7 protein-coding genes are annotated in these 16,784 nt (G+C 43.5%); 2 read left to right on the top strand and 5 right to left on the bottom strand.

All coding sequences use genetic code 11. From position 1 onward, the window contains the following. Window positions 1-163: 163 nt before the first annotated feature. From pckA to AAC855_RS17340, 4 genes are all read right to left on the bottom strand, one after another. Window positions 164-1,783, bottom strand: coding sequence for a phosphoenolpyruvate carboxykinase (ATP) (gene pckA, locus AAC855_RS17355; protein WP_340611257.1), 1,620 nt, complete (start codon window positions 1,781-1,783; stop codon window positions 164-166). 217 nt (window positions 1,784-2,000) lie between these two features. Further along, window positions 2,001-2,861, bottom strand: a complete 861-nt coding sequence (gene hslO / locus AAC855_RS17350; RefSeq protein WP_340611255.1) for an Hsp33 family molecular chaperone HslO — start codon at window positions 2,859-2,861, stop codon at window positions 2,001-2,003. Between the two features lie 86 nt (window positions 2,862-2,947). After that, on the bottom strand, window positions 2,948-3,367 hold the full coding sequence (gene hslR, locus AAC855_RS17345; RefSeq protein ID WP_099111038.1) for a ribosome-associated heat shock protein Hsp15: 420 nt from the start codon (window positions 3,365-3,367) through the stop codon (window positions 2,948-2,950). A gap of 127 nt (window positions 3,368-3,494) precedes the next feature. Next, on the bottom strand, window positions 3,495-5,603 hold the full coding sequence (locus AAC855_RS17340) for an IgaA/UmoB family intracellular growth attenuator (RefSeq protein ID WP_340611253.1): 2,109 nt from the start codon (window positions 5,601-5,603) through the stop codon (window positions 3,495-3,497). A 274-nt stretch (window positions 5,604-5,877) separates the two neighbouring features. Here AAC855_RS17340 and nudE point away from each other — a divergent pair, with 274 nt between their 5' ends. Both nudE and AAC855_RS17330 read left to right on the top strand, forming a co-directional pair. Further along, complete coding sequence (gene nudE, locus AAC855_RS17335; RefSeq protein ID WP_340611252.1) at window positions 5,878-6,429, top strand: ADP compounds hydrolase NudE; 552 nt, start codon at window positions 5,878-5,880, stop codon at window positions 6,427-6,429. A 460-nt stretch (window positions 6,430-6,889) separates the two neighbouring features. Next, complete coding sequence (locus AAC855_RS17330) at window positions 6,890-14,044, top strand: Tc toxin subunit A-related protein (RefSeq protein ID WP_340611251.1); 7,155 nt, start codon at window positions 6,890-6,892, stop codon at window positions 14,042-14,044. Between the two features lie 94 nt (window positions 14,045-14,138). Here the strand turns inward: AAC855_RS17330 and mrcA are convergent, their stop codons facing one another. Continuing rightward, on the bottom strand, window positions 14,139-16,670 hold the full coding sequence (gene mrcA, locus AAC855_RS17325) for a peptidoglycan glycosyltransferase/peptidoglycan DD-transpeptidase MrcA (protein WP_340611249.1): 2,532 nt from the start codon (window positions 16,668-16,670) through the stop codon (window positions 14,139-14,141). Window positions 16,671-16,784: the final 114 nt, after the last annotated feature.

Raw genomic sequence — 16,784 nt, 5'->3', positions numbered from 1 at the left:
TACAAAGATATACATTAGAAGAAAGCGTAGAACCTGAAAATAAAAAGCATATACAGAAACATTTACTCAGGTTTTCTAGGTGAGATTGTGGCTGTTTTAGTTATTCTATAATCTAAGGTGGGACTACGCTCCCACCTTATTTAATTCAGCTAGCCTGAAGTTCTTACAACTTCGGCCCAGCTTTTACCAATGCGGCGCCAGCGGCAGTATCAGTATATTTGTCGAAGTTATTAATAAAACGCTCAGCCAGATCTTTGGCTTTCACATCCCACTCCGATTTATCCGCATAAGTATTACGTGGATCAAGAATACCGCTATCAACGCCCGGTAATGTCGTTGGGACAGTCAGGTCAAAAATCGGTAATTCGACGGTATCCGCATCTTCAATATCGCCATTCAAGATTGCATCAATAATCGCGCGGGTATCTTTGATAGAGATTCGTTTACCAGTGCCGTTCCAGCCGGTGTTAACCAGATAGGCTTTTGCGCCGGATGCCTGCATACGCTTAACCAGTACTTCAGCATACTGTGTCGGATGTAAAGACAGGAATGCCGCACCAAAACACGCAGAGAAAGTCGGTGTTGGTTCAGTCACACCACGTTCTGTTCCGGCAAGTTTAGCGGTAAAACCAGATAGGAAGTGGTACTGTGTCTGTTCTGGCGTCAGGCGGGAAACAGGAGGTAATACCCCGAAAGCATCAGCCGTCAGGAAAATGACTTTAGTTGCATGCCCTGCTTTTGATACCGGCTTAACGATATTTTCAATATGGTAGATAGGATAGGAAACGCGGGTATTTTCTGTTTTAGACCCATCGTTGAAATCAACCGAGCCATCTGCCAGCACAGTGACATTTTCCAGCAGAGCATCACGGCAAATGGCGTGATAAATATCCGGTTCGGCTTCTTTAGACAGATTGATGGTTTTTGCATAACAACCACCTTCAAAGTTAAATACGCCGTCATCATCCCAGCCATGTTCATCATCACCGATCAATTTACGTTTCGGATCAGTAGAGAGCGTGGTTTTTCCCGTACCGGAAAGACCAAAGAAAACAGCGACATCACCCTTTTCACCCACGTTAGCGGAACAGTGCATGGAAGCAATACCTTTCAGTGGCAGCAGGTAGTTCATCATTGAGAACATGCCCTTTTTCATCTCACCGCCATACCAAGTACCACCGATCAGTTGCATTCTTTCTGTCAGGTTAAAAGCAACAAAGTTTTCAGAGTTCAGACCCTGCTCTTTCCATTGTGGATTCGTGCATTTAGCTCCGTTCATCACAATGAAATCCGGCGTGAAATCGACCAGCTCTTCATCCGAAGGACGGATAAACATGTTTTTGACAAAATGAGCCTGCCATGCCACTTCCGTGATGAAACGTACTTTCAGGCGCGTATCCGCATTCGCCCCACAGAATGCATCGACCACAAACAAACGTTTGCCTGAAAGCTGCTGAGTAACTAATCCCTTAAGATGAGACCAAGTTTCCTGACTGAGCGGTTTATTATCGTTCTTACCTTTTCCCTGATCTGCCCACCACACCGTATCGCGAGTCACTTCATCACGTACAATGTATTTATCTTTAGGAGAACGCCCTGTAAAAATCCCAGTATCTACTGCGACAGCGCCAAGGTTGGTCAATGTTCCTTTCTCATATCCCTGTAAAGAGGATTTAGTTTCTTCAGAAAATAACAATTCATAGCTTGGGTTATAGATAACTTCGCTGATATCACGAATACCATAAACCGCAAGCTCCTGCGCAGTAACGCCTGTAACGCTCATTTATTGCTCCTGATCAGTTAGATTTCATCTCTATCTCAGCCGGAAATAATAAATAATTATGACTAATTAACCGCGATTGTTATCAAAAAATTGAAATTTTATTATTTTTTTTAGTGTCATATGAGACACAGAACACGAAATAAAAAATTTTTAATAATAAAAAGGGCGTATTTATACGCCCTCCAAAATCAATACATAAATACAATCAATATAATTATTATTGCTTCACTTCTTTTATTTTATTAATTGCTTTTTCATCGAAAATATAATGCATTCCGCAGAATTCACATTCCATATCAATTTTTCCATCTTTATGCAGAATATCTTGTAGATCTTCCTCTGGTAAGGTTGCCAGAGTATCGGCACAACGTTGATGAGAACAACCACAACGGAATTCAACCTGCTGAGGTTCATACAGAGTGACATCTTCTTCATGGTAAAGACGATACAGAATTTCTTTTACATCCAGTGTAAACAGCTCTTCGCCTTTGATGGTTGTCGTGAGCTGAACCAGATGGTCAAGCATATCAACATCACCGGTTTGCGCGCTCGGTAAGCTCTGCAATAACATACCACCCGCCGCCATTTTACCATCCTGCACGCCAGTGCGGATAAACAATCGGGTTGGCAACTGTTCTGACTGCCTGAAGTAAGCATCCAGACATTCCGCCAGCGTCTCTCCTTCCAGCGCTACCACACCCTGATAGCGCTCGCCTTCTGTTGGCGTCACTGTAATGACCATATAGCCATTACCAACCATATCACGCAGGCTGCTTTCAGCACTGATATCACCATCAATACGGGCAGTTCCACGCATTTGTTGCTGGTTATTGCCATTAATAACCGCCAGTTTAACCGGCCCGTCGCCCTGAATTTGTACGGTAATATCGCCGTTGAATTTCAGAGTGGCAGTCAACAGGCTGGTTGCGACCAACAATTCACCCAGCAATTGCTGTACAGGTTGAGGAAAATCGTGATTTTCCAACATCCGCTGGTAAGTCTCACTGACGGTAACAAGTTCACCTCTGACAGAGTGACGTTCAAATAAAAAGCGGTGTAATTGGTCATGCTTGATCATAAATCTCTCTCATTTCACTGAGGCGGTTATCCCCTGTATCTTTCGAGCCGCTACTTTGCTGGCAGCACAAAGTAACTCGAAATTTGTTAGGAATGCCCCGACTCATTTAATTTTGTATTCTTGAACTTAATCAGTGTACGCCGCTCTTTCTTATCCGGGCGACGATCAGGATGTGGCATCGTTAATGCATTCATTTTACGGGCTAGAGCCATTTTTTCCCGTTTAATGATGCTTTCTTCGGTTTCCTGATAAAGCTGCTGGGCTTCTGTAGCACCACGCCTTTGGCTGCTGAGGGCCAGAACGGTGACTGTTCTCTCATCACTGCCCTGACGCAGTTTAATGACAGCATTCAACTCAACCAGTTTACTCGGCTTTCCACGCTGCCCATTATAATGGACTTTGCCTCCATCAATCATGTCACGCGCAGTGGAACGGGTTTTGTAAAAACGGGCTGCCCACAGCCACTTATCAAGGCGAACAGCTTGATCGTTGTCTGAATTAGGCATGATTGTTCTCTCTGATTATTCTGTTTCAATATTAACGGATAATGATTAACAGCTAATGTGCAATAACAATACCTGATCGGAGATGACAAAAAACAGATTCAGGGTAGCATAGCCCACTGGATTATCGCTAATTCATTGGCGGTTGTTTCACATTGAAGCAACTATCGTAGTGCTGTTTTATCCGCAGAAAACGCTGTTTGTTTTTTTGTTTTTTCTGGATAAGCAGTGTCCCATTGACTATCAGCGTCGCCATAATTACTGCCAGAAAAAGGCAGCTACCCAGATAACGAATCAGTGTTATAGAATCAGGCTCACTGTGCAGCATAATATGGAGGGTGCCATTTGCATCTTCCGATAACTCCGTTACGATACCTTTCGTTTCAAATGGTACATGCGTCAATATCCCCGCCTGCCGTAATAAATCATACCACTGCTTCAATGCATTAGAATCATCAACAGAAAATGATGCAACAGGATATTCAACTAATGGACGCTTTTCATCACTAATCAATAAAACGCCCCCCGGAGGAGGACTGTTCAGGAGAATACTGAATCTATCCGTTTCCTGCTGGATAAATGACGATACGGTGGAATCCACTAATTTTCCTAATGCATCCGCACTGACAGAACGTAGTAAGACCTTAGTTCCATTCAGTTTCCCTTTTTCTGCCTGACTTAAGAGGTCATCCCAACTTTTGGCATTACTTAAATTGACGAGTGCATTTTTCAGCCGGTGGCAATCGCCTTCCTTGAAACAAAGTGCATTCGTTTTCAAAATAATCTGAGGAAAATTGTCGAGTAATATCATTCCCGACTTAGCAATCACCTCATTCAGGCCGGCGTTATATTTCCGGGTATGATCCATAGGACGTAATTGCTCATTCACTGTTGTCAACAACGCCGAAGCTTTATTAATAATATCCGATTCAGGAATGGGTAATGAGCTGACATTGTTCCAATAGATACCAAGGCAATCAAACGGCAAAAAAGAAAAATCATCCTCTGCAGAAAGTGGCTCTGGTTTTGGTGGCATGTAACACATTCCCGTGCCTTTAACCCTCAGGACATCCCCTTCCCGCAGCGGCATATTCAATAATTCACTGACATTGGTAATGACGGTGGTGTTATTGCCATGCAACCACGCGAAACTTAACCGCATCGATAAACTCACCGGCTGATAAAAATACAATACCAGCATGGCTAAGATAGAAAATACCACCAGCATTTGATTCTTCTGGTAACGCTGATAAGGGTAAAGCCTTTCTTCCTCATGCAATGAAAGATGCTGCCCCTGACGGACAACATGGCTATTGGAGTACATTTCCACATCAGTATTTTTATCAAGTTCATGAACAACATACGGCTCCCAATGAACAGGATAAATGAGATCAACGCCTCCCAGAGAGATATTCTTTTTGTTTTCCTGCTCAAATTCACTGAATACCCCCCAGCGTTTCAGTATTCCGCTGAAACAAGTTATATTCAAATAATTACGTGCAGAGGGTAACCTGAAAAACGGCCAGAAACTGGCAAGAATAAACAGCACAGAAACCAGCATCAGCCACGGCAATAATGGTGAGGGAACAAAAAGCGCCAGAAACCACAACGATAAGCCAACACACATCAGTGTGCCTTCCTGAATACCTGTTGAGTGGCGTAGGCGATATTCTTCCGGGGTTTCTTTACGTTGGTACAACAGGCTGGCATTCGAATTACCGTTTTTCTGAATTGAAGCGTGCTCTGCTTTTTTGATATTCGGTGTGACCAGCAGGTCTTGCTGATAGTCTGTCAGACTGTGACCATTCACCGCAATGACAAGCGGAATCGAAGAAGTTTCAACAATATCGATTGTATTTCGCTGATTGACAAAAGGTTCAAGCAAAGCGGGAAAATAGAGTTCTGTTTCATCGAGATAGTAACGCCAATGCTGCGTTTCTCCGGAAACAGCAGAAAAACGGGTAATGGTATGGCTGATGGTGTAAACGTTATTATCCCTGATGGGAAATACCGGATAGCCGGACACGTAGCTTCTGTCTAATTTCGTCTGAGGTAGGATATTTTTCAAATAAGATTCAATAACCTGAGATTCGATTGCATTCAACTTACGGCTGGCAGTGTTAGTCTTCAATGACAAATAACGCGCGTTATCAGACCGCCTCCATCTGAAAGTCAGAAAGGAAGCCATTATAGTCAGGCTAATAATAAAAATAGCCAATATAATGACCAGTGAGCTCATTTTTTCTCCACGCCCATGACAGCAGTACAGAAGCTGACAAAATAACAATCGAAAGAAACCCGCAGAATCAGGTTATTCCTATTCTCACCTTCTATTTTTAATTTTATTTACAACATGTTATATAAATTTTCTCACACCGATTCACAAAAAACAGCTTTTTATGCAAAGCAGAATCATAACAAAAATACATATAAGCGATAATCGCTATCATTTACTAACATAATCAGCCATATTAAAGCAAAGTTTAAATACGCAACAACCATCAGGGGCAAGCATGATTGAACTGAAAAAGCCTAAAATATTGAATATAAGTGATATTGCCCATTCTCGTTTATTCAACATCCAGTCCGTCGATCTTGAATTCAGTAATGGTGCCAGACGTATTTATGAACGAATGAAACCCGCCAATCATGAAGCAGTTCTCATTATTCCGGTAATTGGTGATGACTTACTTCTGATACGTGAATACGCCGTAGGTATTGAACAATATGAATTGGGTTTTCCTAAAGGCGCGATTGATGCAGGGGAGAGCATCCTTGAAGCGGCTAATCGTGAATTAAAGGAAGAGGTAGGATTAGGTGCCGGGAAACTGGAGTTATTGACAAAATTGACGATGGCCCCTTCTTATTTTTCCAGCAAAATGAACATCGTAATTGCACAGGATTTATACCCCGAAGAGCTGGAAGGAGATGAACCAGAGCCACTGGTACAGATTCGCTGGCCTATAGCAGACATGATGTCACTACTGGAACACCCCGATTTCAACGAAGCCAGAAATGTCAGTGCGTTATTTTTTGCACAACGATATCTGAATGAAACATGCTAAGGCTACGCATACAGCAGTGCTGATTACCTTATCTGAACAATAGAAATTGATCATATCATTTTATGAAAAAGGGGGTATTGGAGACAGCCATCTTTAATACCCCTTTTTTATAACTGTACTGGGTATATTCACTTTATTAAAAATAACAAATAAACATATTTATTATTATTTAAAAATTAATACCAACAATCACAATATTCCCCTGACAATCCCTTTATGATGCATTCAATAAACTCATTTTATTAAAATTCCATTGATATAAAATAACTTTTTAATAAACGATCAGATCTGGAATATATTTTAGACTGGATAGCTAACAATAACAGGCCATAGTGTAACCGTTTCAATAGCGCCAGAAACATAACTTAATGTGATGAAAAAGATGTTATGAGAAAGGTGTTATGAAGAATAGAAGCACCGTTTTCTTTTAATCGAATTTCTATTTAAAAGGTAATCATGTATGGCAAATAATATAAATTCACAGATTAGTTATAAGACACTCTTTAACGATAATCCGGATCTTTATTGTTTTCCGGGTTTACCCGAAGCCAATGACGGGCCGTTAGCCTATCTGGTTGAGCTGTACCAACAGATTCAGATGTTCGAAAAAGATGCAGATAAAGAGAGTGCCCGTTTTCTCAGCCAACGGCGGACTGATATCGAAAAATTATTGCTTGATAGCACTAACCTCAATCAGACCAGTAGCCTGTTACCCCTCGTCATTGAAGCGCTGGCCGAAAAAGTCAAAACTCATATCAATAATAACCAGCCTTTGACTCATTCTCTGGCTGATATTCATTACCCGCTTTCGTTGCCATTCCACTTTCCGCTCAAGCAAACGACAACCGTATTAGCAAAAAAAGAGATCCCATTACTGGATTTGATCCAACGGGCAGACAGCAAGTATCCCAATTTTATCGATGACAATCTGAGTGCTGACTCGCTGCAAACAGCAATGATGATAAGCAGCACACTGGCACCGAAACTGCAGGCATTATTGCTGGAAAAATCACAAAGCAGCCAGAAAGATTTCTTCGAAAAATATTACGGTATCAAAGGAGATACAGCCAAAGCCGCAGAATCTCTGGGGCGTCTTACCGTATTCACTCAACAAACCGGCCTGACGTCTCAGGAAGCGGAATCGCTGCTTGCGGTTAACGGAATAGCCGAAGAAACCAAGACTCACAGTATCGTCACCTACTCCAGTAACGTCACTAAACCGGGTAATGCCGATAAACAATTCCCTTCCGGTGCCAACTATGCGGCTTCCTATATCAACGCAGGCAAAGCTCCCGCACTCTATCTGGAAAAAATAAAAGATAAAGACACGGCAAAAGATGTTATCCGGATTAAAGGCGCCAGTAACGATAACTTTGACCGTATCCAGCGTTTCCTTCACATTCAGAAAGCATTAGAACTCAGCTATGAAGCGCTAGATCTATTGTTGGTAACGGCCATTAAAGCAGAAAAACAGACTGAGTTTTTAATAACAGAAGCAACTCTACGCACGTTGGGGGTATTTCTGCATTTTCAGCAGGAATATAACGTCAGTGCAGAGCAATTTTCCGCTTTTATCGGCCAGATAACGCCCTATGCTCTTGAGAATAAAACCTCTTTCTTTGATCAGCTTTTCAATGCGCCGGGATTGTCACAACAGGCATCTTCTTCATTTGTGCTGGTTCTGGATGATAAAGAATTTGATCCCGCCGCGACTGAAGGCATCGATGCATTGACTGTTAATCAGTTATGCCGGGGGTTGAATATTGATGATGCAACCTGCCAGATATTACTTTCTTTCGTTATGCAGGCACAGAACCTGAGCAAACCCAAACGTTCGCTGGATGTGGTTTCCGCTCTGTATCGTCTGGTTGCCTTACCGCGCCTGTTGGGTATGTCAGTAAAAGAAAGTCTGGGGCTATTGTTATTATTGAACCGCGATAATCCGAACTATCTGCAACAACTGGCAGGCATTCCGGTATTAGCTAAGGATGCTAAAGCCATTGATATTCTCGATGTACTTATCGCTGTCATGAATGCCTCACAATGGATTAAGCAACATAATCTATCTCCCTTGTCCCTTAACCTATTACTAATGCCTTATCAGTCCGGCAGCAATACCTCTGCTGATATTGAAAATATTGATTGGATTAAAAAAATCAGATCCGTTATTCCCAGTGCAAACGACGCCTTACTGAGTGAAGATAAAATCGCTTCTGCCATGCAGGGGTTTCAGGCGAAAAACACATCCGTCATTTGGATGACAGCGCTTGCCAAACTGGTGGATACACAATTCGGTATTGTTCTGGACAGTGTAATTTCAACTAGCGGCGAGAGCGAAAAAGCCCTGCTCAATGAAGTGAATAAAATACTCAAAGATCTGGCTCAGGAAGCCGCATGGAAACAACAGGGTGATATCTGGACGCAAAATCTGGTTACATTACTTATCAATGCGTTTATTGCTCAGCAAGATCTCATTATTAACGCCGTTAACCACGTATTTAGCATTGATAATACGCTTTCTCTACCGTTATTACGCTGGACAAACAACAAACAAGCTGATTTTCTGCTTAATACCATAGTATTGTCTCGCAATTTAGGTGATCAACAACGCAAAGATAAAGCTGTTATTGCATGGTACGATCTCAGCCGTTACGCCGCGATTTGCAATATATTCAAACTGACAGAAAAAAGCCTGGAAACCCTGATTGATCACCCTGATTGGTTCAAACTGCAAAAAGATGGCAAACTCCGCGCCCTTGATCTGACCTTCCTCCATCGCCTGAGCCGCTATAGTGATTGGCTGAGTTTATTACCTGAGAATAAAACGGAAGACGATGTTATTTATTACCTGCGTCAGGCCAACCAAATCGGTCAGAATCCACCAGCCACAAACGTCTGGACCACAGAACAGGCAGCCGCCAATCTGGCTGAATTGATAGGCTGGTCAGATAAAGAAATCCTTCGCGTAACACAATACTTTGCGCCAAAAGTGGCACAAAACATTGTCGGCATCAGTAACGTGATGCGGCTAAAAGCACTAGCAGAGAAAAGCGACACGTCAGTTCAGCCATTATTAGATGTGGCTAAATTGACCACAACATCCAGTTATGATCACTGGCATCAGGTCAGTAGTGCTTTATTTGCCGCTATTAAACCCGAAGATCAATCCCAGCCGGAAGGCTTACTCAATGAACTCTGGCGTGATGCGCTGGTAGATTATCTCTTACGGCGCTGGGCACCTTCTGATGATTCATTATCGGATATCGTCACCATTGAAGACCTTTCAAACTATTTTCTGACGGATATACAGGTTGCCGCAGAAGTTGATACCAGCCGGGTAGCTTTCGCCATTGCCAGTCTGCAACGCTATTTATTCCGCCTCTTTTCTCATCTGGAAATGGGCTATGATGCCATTCCCATTACTGATGAAAGAATTGAATACTGGAATCGCTATCTGAGTCAATATAGCCACTGGCAGGTCTGGCAACGACAAAGAAACTTCCCTGAAAACTTTATCGATCCGACGCGCAGGCTGCGTAAAACCCGGGCTTTTGCCGATTTAGAAAATGATTTGGGTCAGTCCCGTTTAAATAACGATATGCTGCAAACAGCTATTCTGCGTTATCTCACCGAATTTGAACGGATCAGTAATCTCCAACTCATCAGCGGCTATATTGATGGCACAGATCCCACGAGTGATCGCTACCACTTTATTGGCAAAAACAATTCTGAACCAGTGGAGTATTACTGGCGAACGCTTGATATCAGTTTGCGTGACAGCAATAACATCATTAGCCCACTGGCATGGAGTGAATGGGAAAAAATCACCCTGTCTTTATCAGGCACCTTGCTGGCAATCCGGCCCATTGTGATTTCTGGTCGCCAATATGCTATCTGGGTTGAACGTGAAGCCACACCTCTCATGGGAGCTGATCAAAAACCCACAGATTACCGTGCTATCAACGTAAAATTTACTTTCAAGCAAAGCAATGGGGAATGGAGTGCGCCCAACGAATTATTCCGTCTGGATGGCACCGATGCTAACGGTGAATATCCAACTAAAGACGGTAAGCGGATCCCTGATAATGAAAACCATTATTTGAAGGATGAAAAATACAAGCCCGCTCTAATCGCAATGGTAGACGTACAACGTGAAGAAGATCCCTGGATGGGCGTTCTGTTATACGACACCAAAGAAAAAGACAGCAGCACATGGGTAAAAAACAAAGATTATTATCTGGAGCTACGAGATTTATTATTAGTAGATAAAAAGACGCTTGATGATGAAAGGAAGATTGTCGAAACGTGGTATAAACTGTTTAACAATCCTGATACCTTACAACATCATTATGCTGGTACAGAGAAATTTGTCATTGTTAAAGAAATTGAGGCAAAAACCAAACATAACTTCTTTAAGCTTAAGCCATTTAGATCTCCAATTCTGACTTTAGATGTCAGATTAGACCCAACGAAAACCAAACTTCTATTAATGGGTAAGAATTCGCTAATCAAGTTTGACACTAATAATCAGGCTGCGTCAGTTAATTCCAATAAACTCCCTACCAAAGAACTCCAATGGGTAATCAATACTGATGACATTCATATTGAAGCTCAAATACCGGCCAGTGACACAGGTCTTAAAACCTTTAATTTTCAATGGAAAGGGCAAAGCACCCCAACAAAAGTATTCACTATAAGCTATGGCGAAACAAAACTTTTCCAGTTATTACCCAATGAGTGGAAAGAAAATAAAATTATTAAAAGTTTTGATCTTTCATGGGTTAGCGGGAAAGTATTCCAAAAAAGTATTCAATGGGATGCTAAAAGTGACAAGAAACTCTCAATCTCAATTGAGGGAAACAATACTTCTATCGCCAGTAAGCAATACCAGACTAAAAATGAAAAGTTTGCGCAATCTTTTTTTGTTATGGGAACTTATCCACAAGAAAAATCACTATTTGGCCAAGAAGTAGAGCTTAATGGTCAGGCATCAACGGGAGAAATACCATTTTCTCTTAAGCCAGACACTAAAAAATATTATTTTATATTAGGTTCAATTTTTATGTTGGATCAAAATAATCCAGAAGACACCTCAAAATTTGTCGAGAATGTATACGAGGTCACTATCGGGGAAAGCGACAAAATTCCCTCCATCACATTGCAGCGAAGCAAACAACAGGCACAATATCTCGATATCAAAACATTAGGATTCAATTCCACCGCCATCAGATTAAACACACTATTTGGCAAGCAGCTGGTTGCAAGGGCTACTCAATCTATAGAACGAGTTCTGGCATGGGACTCCCAATCATTACCCGAACCCATCTTAGATGACAAATCATCACTAACCAAAGTCGATTTTAACGGGGCTAATGGGCAATATTTCTGGGAACTGTTCTTCCATCTCCCTTATCTGGTTTCAGCCCGGCTCGGTGACGAACAACGTTTCTACGATTCCCGCCGCTGGTTTATCAACTATCTGTTTGACCCTTATGGCGGCATTCGGATGTGGAATTCTCGCCCCATTATTGAAAGTGGCAGTAATCTTCCATCATCATTCAACGAGATCGACCCGGATACAGTCGCTTACAGCCAGCCTGTCTATTACCAGAAATCCCTATTCCATTACCTCATAAAACTTTGGATGCAGGAGGGAGATTACCTTTATCGGCAACTGACCAGAGACAGCCTCAACGAGGCCGGTTTACTTTATCAACAGGCGCAGCAATTGCTCGGGGCATTACCGGAAGGCATAGATGCAACGCGCTGGCATCCTGTGACTCTGGACAAGATAAAAACGAGCTTTAAACCGAATGTACGGGCTATTGATAGCTTATTTATATCTCCTTTCAATACCCAACTCATCGAACTCCAGCAAACACTGAAAAATAGGCTGTATAACCTGCGTCATGGCCTGACAATTGATGGCAAAGCATCATCGTTGTCACTTTATGCCAGTGCTGCCAATCCAGATAACTTAGCGCAGAGAAATACAGGGTATGCCACCAGCACCCTTAGTAACATGCAACAGCAAATTCCTCCATATCGCTTCCCAATCATGTTAAAACGCGCCAGTAACGCTGTGAAACAGCTTACTGATATGGGGCACCGATTACTTCAGGCGACAGAAAGCGAAGTCAATGCAGAACAAGAGGTACTGGAACAAACACAATTGATTAGGTTGTCTGAATTTGCCATTGAACTGCAACAAGAGGCTGTCCAGATGGCCCAAATGGGTAAGGCAACACTGGAAGAAAGCAAGAAAATGGCTCAGGAGAGATATGATCATTATCACAACCTGTATGAAGAAAACCTTTCTTCTTTGGAAATCTCCGCCATCAGCATGAAAACCATGTCAGAAGTTGCCAAACTAGCTGCCGCTCCTTTCTACGTTACTGGTGCCGCACTGGAAGTTGTCCCCAACATTTTTGGTATGGCAATGGGAGGGGCTAAATATTCAGCACCAGTCACTACGGCGGCTATCATCGCACAACTCACTGCGGAAGGATTAGATATTGCCGCCGAAAGGTTGCAGGACGGCGCAGATTACCAACGTCGCCGTCAGGAATGGGAGATTGAATACAAACAGGCACAAAGTGAAATCAATATCATTGAAATGCAGTTAAAAGAGCAGGAATTACTGATTAAAAGTGCCAGTACCGCTCTGAAAGAAGCTCAGGCTCAACAATCCGCAGCCCGTGAGCTGTATGAATTCATGACCACCGGATTCCTGATCGTACCCACTTACCAATGGCTGATGGGGCGTCTGGCTGCCTTGTATGCTCCGGCTTATGATGCCGTGCTATCCATGTGCCTGATGGCAGAAAGTAGCTGGCGTTATGAAGTCGGGGATTACAGACGTCAGAGCTTTATTAAAACGACGGCATGGAACGACTCTTATCGTGGGCTGCTGGCTGGGGAATCATTGCAGTTGGATCTTCTTCAAATGGAAAATGCATGGTTACAGCGCAATGAGCGCCGTTTGAATATTAAGAAAACGGTCTCCCTCAGTTCATTACTGACGAGCGGCGGGTTAAGAAAACAGATCGATAATAAACAATCCATCACCTTTACCCTGAATCCAAAACTGTTTGACGACAATTATCCCGGCCATTATCTGCGCCAAATTAAACGGGTTTCCGTCTCAATCTCTCTGGATACGCTGAATCTTGGCTCTGTCCTGTCATCAGAAATTAGTGCTATCCTGACCCAAACCAGTAGTTCCACGTTAACCCATCCGGATATGGACGGAGTTAATTGGCTCTATGATCCAAACAGGAAAGCGGGTAACAGCAAAAATGTGGTTAATAATCTGCGCGCTCAACAGCAAATCGCCCTTTCTTCCTTAAATGAGGATGATGGCAGTGTGGCGAAAGAGAATTGGTTATATACCCTGATGTTTGATGATGACCGTTACCTGCCGTTCGAAGGCACGGGTGCCATTTCCACCTGGACACTGGAGTTCCCTGATCAAGATGTTATCGATGACATATTTTATTATCCGGGGCTTGTACCTGTGTGGCGATTAAAAGATATCAATCTTCATATTCACTACACCGCTGTGGATGGCGGTAAACCATTCGCAAAAGCGGTGAAAGATAGAATGAATAAATAAATCCATCAATAACCTATAACAAAAGGCTCCGTCAGTTTCCTGACAGAGCCTTTTATCTCGGTTTAATACCTGCCATGCAGGCATCTAAAACTGATCAGAATAGTTCTTGGCTTTCACCATTCTCGATGACAGTCGTGCCCGCCTCCGGTACGGAATATTCTGTCGGCTGAGTGCCTTCAATAAAATATTCAGCGCGGGTATTTTTTCCACCATTAGAGAGCTTACCCGTTGCCCGATCAATCGTGACAGAGACAACGCCTTTCGGCGCCTCCATCAGTTTTTCAGGCACGCCTTCTAATGCCATTTTCATGAAGTCATCCCAGATTGGCTGAGCCGTTTTCGCGCCACCTTCTCCTTTCAGAGCCGGAGTACGCCCCAGACTTCTGCTGTGCTCATCAAAACCAATCCAGACTGTTGCCACCATATCCGGCCCGTAACCAGAGAACCATGCATCTTTCGAACTATTGGTTGTCCCGGTTTTACCACCAATATCACGACGCTTTAAATCTCGGGCGGCGCGCCAACCCGTTCCCATCCAGCCCGGTTCACCAAAGATGTTGGTTTTCAGGGCATCATGGATCAGAAATGCCAGCGGCGTACTAATCACATGCGGAGCGTATTGCTGATCATCAACGTACAGATTAGGCGCGACACTTTCCAGATCCGGCTGTGGTAATAACACGGAGTTTTGGGAAACATCGGAATGAGCGACGTTCTCAATCGAATCTTCGGACAACTCAATAGAGCGCGTTGTATCCCCGTAGATCACCGGAATATCAGTACATTGTGGGCAGGCAACCTTAGGTTTCGCTTCGTACAGAACTTTCCCTGCATCATTCTCAATTTTGTTAATGAAGTAAGGATCGACCAGATAGCCACCGTTCGCCATCACGGCATAACCGCGTACTAGCTGCATTGGTGTGAAAGACGGTGAACCCAGCGCCAGTGATTCTGTACGGACAACATTTTCTCCCGGTAAGCCAAAGCGTTTCAGATAGTCAGCCGCATAATCGACACCCATCGCACGCATAGCACGTACCATCACCACGTTCTTGGACTGCCCCAATCCCTGACGCAAACGAACCGGGCCATCATAAGTCGGAGGCGAGTTTTTCGGGCGCCAGTCCGTACCTGCACCGGCATCCCAACGGCTGATAGGTGCATCATTCAACAATGACGCCAGCGTCAGCCCTTTATCCATCGCTGCGGTATACAGGAATGGCTTGATATTGGAGCCAACCTGACGCAAAGATTGAGTCACGCGGTTAAATTGGCTTAATTCAAAATTGAACCCACCAACCAATGCTTCTACCGCCCCATTTATGGGGTTAATAGAAATCAACGCCGCATTAACTTCCGGCAATTGAGCCAGCCACCAGACATCATTGACCTTTCTGACCCAAATCTGCTCACCCGCCCGAATGACGCTATTCACACTCTGTGGTGCCGGCCCTTGTAGGCTATCAGTTTTGAACTGACGTGCCCAGCGGACTCCCGCCATCGTCAATTCAACTTTGCTGCCATCTGTCAGCATCACTTCTGCCTGAGTAGCATTAGATTTCATGACAACCGCAGGCAATAAAGAACCATATTTCGGTAAGGTTTTCAGCTTATCGGTAATCTTAGACTGGTTCCATGCAAGCTGACCTGATTTCCATAACACTTCCTGAGCACCGCGATAACCATGACGCATATCATAATCAATCACATTAGTACGAACGGCATCGACAGCAGCCAACTGGATTTTGCGCGTCACCGTGGTATAGACCTTATAACCATCCGTATACGCATTTTCGCCATAACGGTTAATCAGATCCTGCCTGACCATTTCAGTCAGATAAGGCGCAGAAAACGCAATCTGCGGAGTGTGATAACGGGCAACTAATTTCTCACTTCTGGCCTGATAATACTGCTGCTGAGTAATGTAGCCCTCTTCCAGCATACGGCCCAGCACCACATTACGGCGATTGGTCGCGCGCTCATAAGAATACAGCGGGTTTAACGTTGAAGGGGCTTTCGGCAATCCGGCAATCATCGCCATTTCACTCAGTGTCAATTCATTCACGTTTTTGCCGAAATAGACGTGCGCTGCAGCACCGACACCATACGCACGATAACCGAGATGGATCTTGTTGAGATACAGCTCAAGAATTTCATCCTTGGTTAACATCTGCTCAATTCTAATCGCCAGAAATACTTCTTTCGCCTTACGTATCAAAGTTCTTTCCGGGGTAAGAAAAAAGTTTCTCGCAAGCTGCTGCGTGATGGTACTCGCTCCCTGAGAAGCGTGACCCGAAGTCATCATAATGGAGGCAGCGCGAATAATACCTATCGGATCAACACCGTGGTGTTCATAAAAACGGCTATCCTCGGTGGCAATAAACGCTTTTACCAACAACGGAGGCATTTCGGATAGGGTAAGCGGTATGCGGCGTTTTTCGCCATATTGAGCGATGAGTTCGCCATCAGCACTGAACACCTGCATCGGTGTCTGTAATCGGACATCCTTTAAAGTCGCAACATCAGGTAACTGTGGCTCGATATATTTGTACAAACCAAAAATCGAGGCAGTTCCCAAGAAAATGCAAAAGACGACAAGGATCAAAAAATACTTTATGAACTTCACCTGAAATTTCTCACGCCATGTTAATGAGGCAGTTTATAAACGATTAGTACGTAGTATAAAGGCTATACAACACGATGAATATGACCTTTCATTAATAACTCACCACTGATAAGG

This window comes from Xenorhabdus bharatensis (assembly GCF_037996705.1).
In the GTDB taxonomy this organism is placed as follows: Bacteria; Pseudomonadota; Gammaproteobacteria; order Enterobacterales; family Enterobacteriaceae; genus Xenorhabdus; species Xenorhabdus bharatensis.
This window is presented reverse-complemented; position numbering and strand designations above follow the sequence as displayed.

Bases quoted from the DNA above. Each gene is read 5' to 3' on its own strand.
- pckA (WP_340611257.1), bottom strand. From the start codon at position 1,783: ATGAGCGTTACAGGCGTTACTGCGCAGGAGCTTGCGGTTTATGGTATT.
- hslO (WP_340611255.1), bottom strand. From the start codon at position 2,861: ATGATCAAGCATGACCAATTACACCGCTTTTTATTTGAACGTCACTCT.
- hslR (WP_099111038.1), bottom strand. From the start codon at position 3,367: ATGCCTAATTCAGACAACGATCAAGCTGTTCGCCTTGATAAGTGGCTG.
- AAC855_RS17340 (WP_340611253.1), bottom strand. From the start codon at position 5,603: ATGAGCTCACTGGTCATTATATTGGCTATTTTTATTATTAGCCTGACT.
- nudE (WP_340611252.1), top strand. From the start codon at position 5,878: ATGATTGAACTGAAAAAGCCTAAAATATTGAATATAAGTGATATTGCC.
- AAC855_RS17330 (WP_340611251.1), top strand. From the start codon at position 6,890: ATGGCAAATAATATAAATTCACAGATTAGTTATAAGACACTCTTTAAC.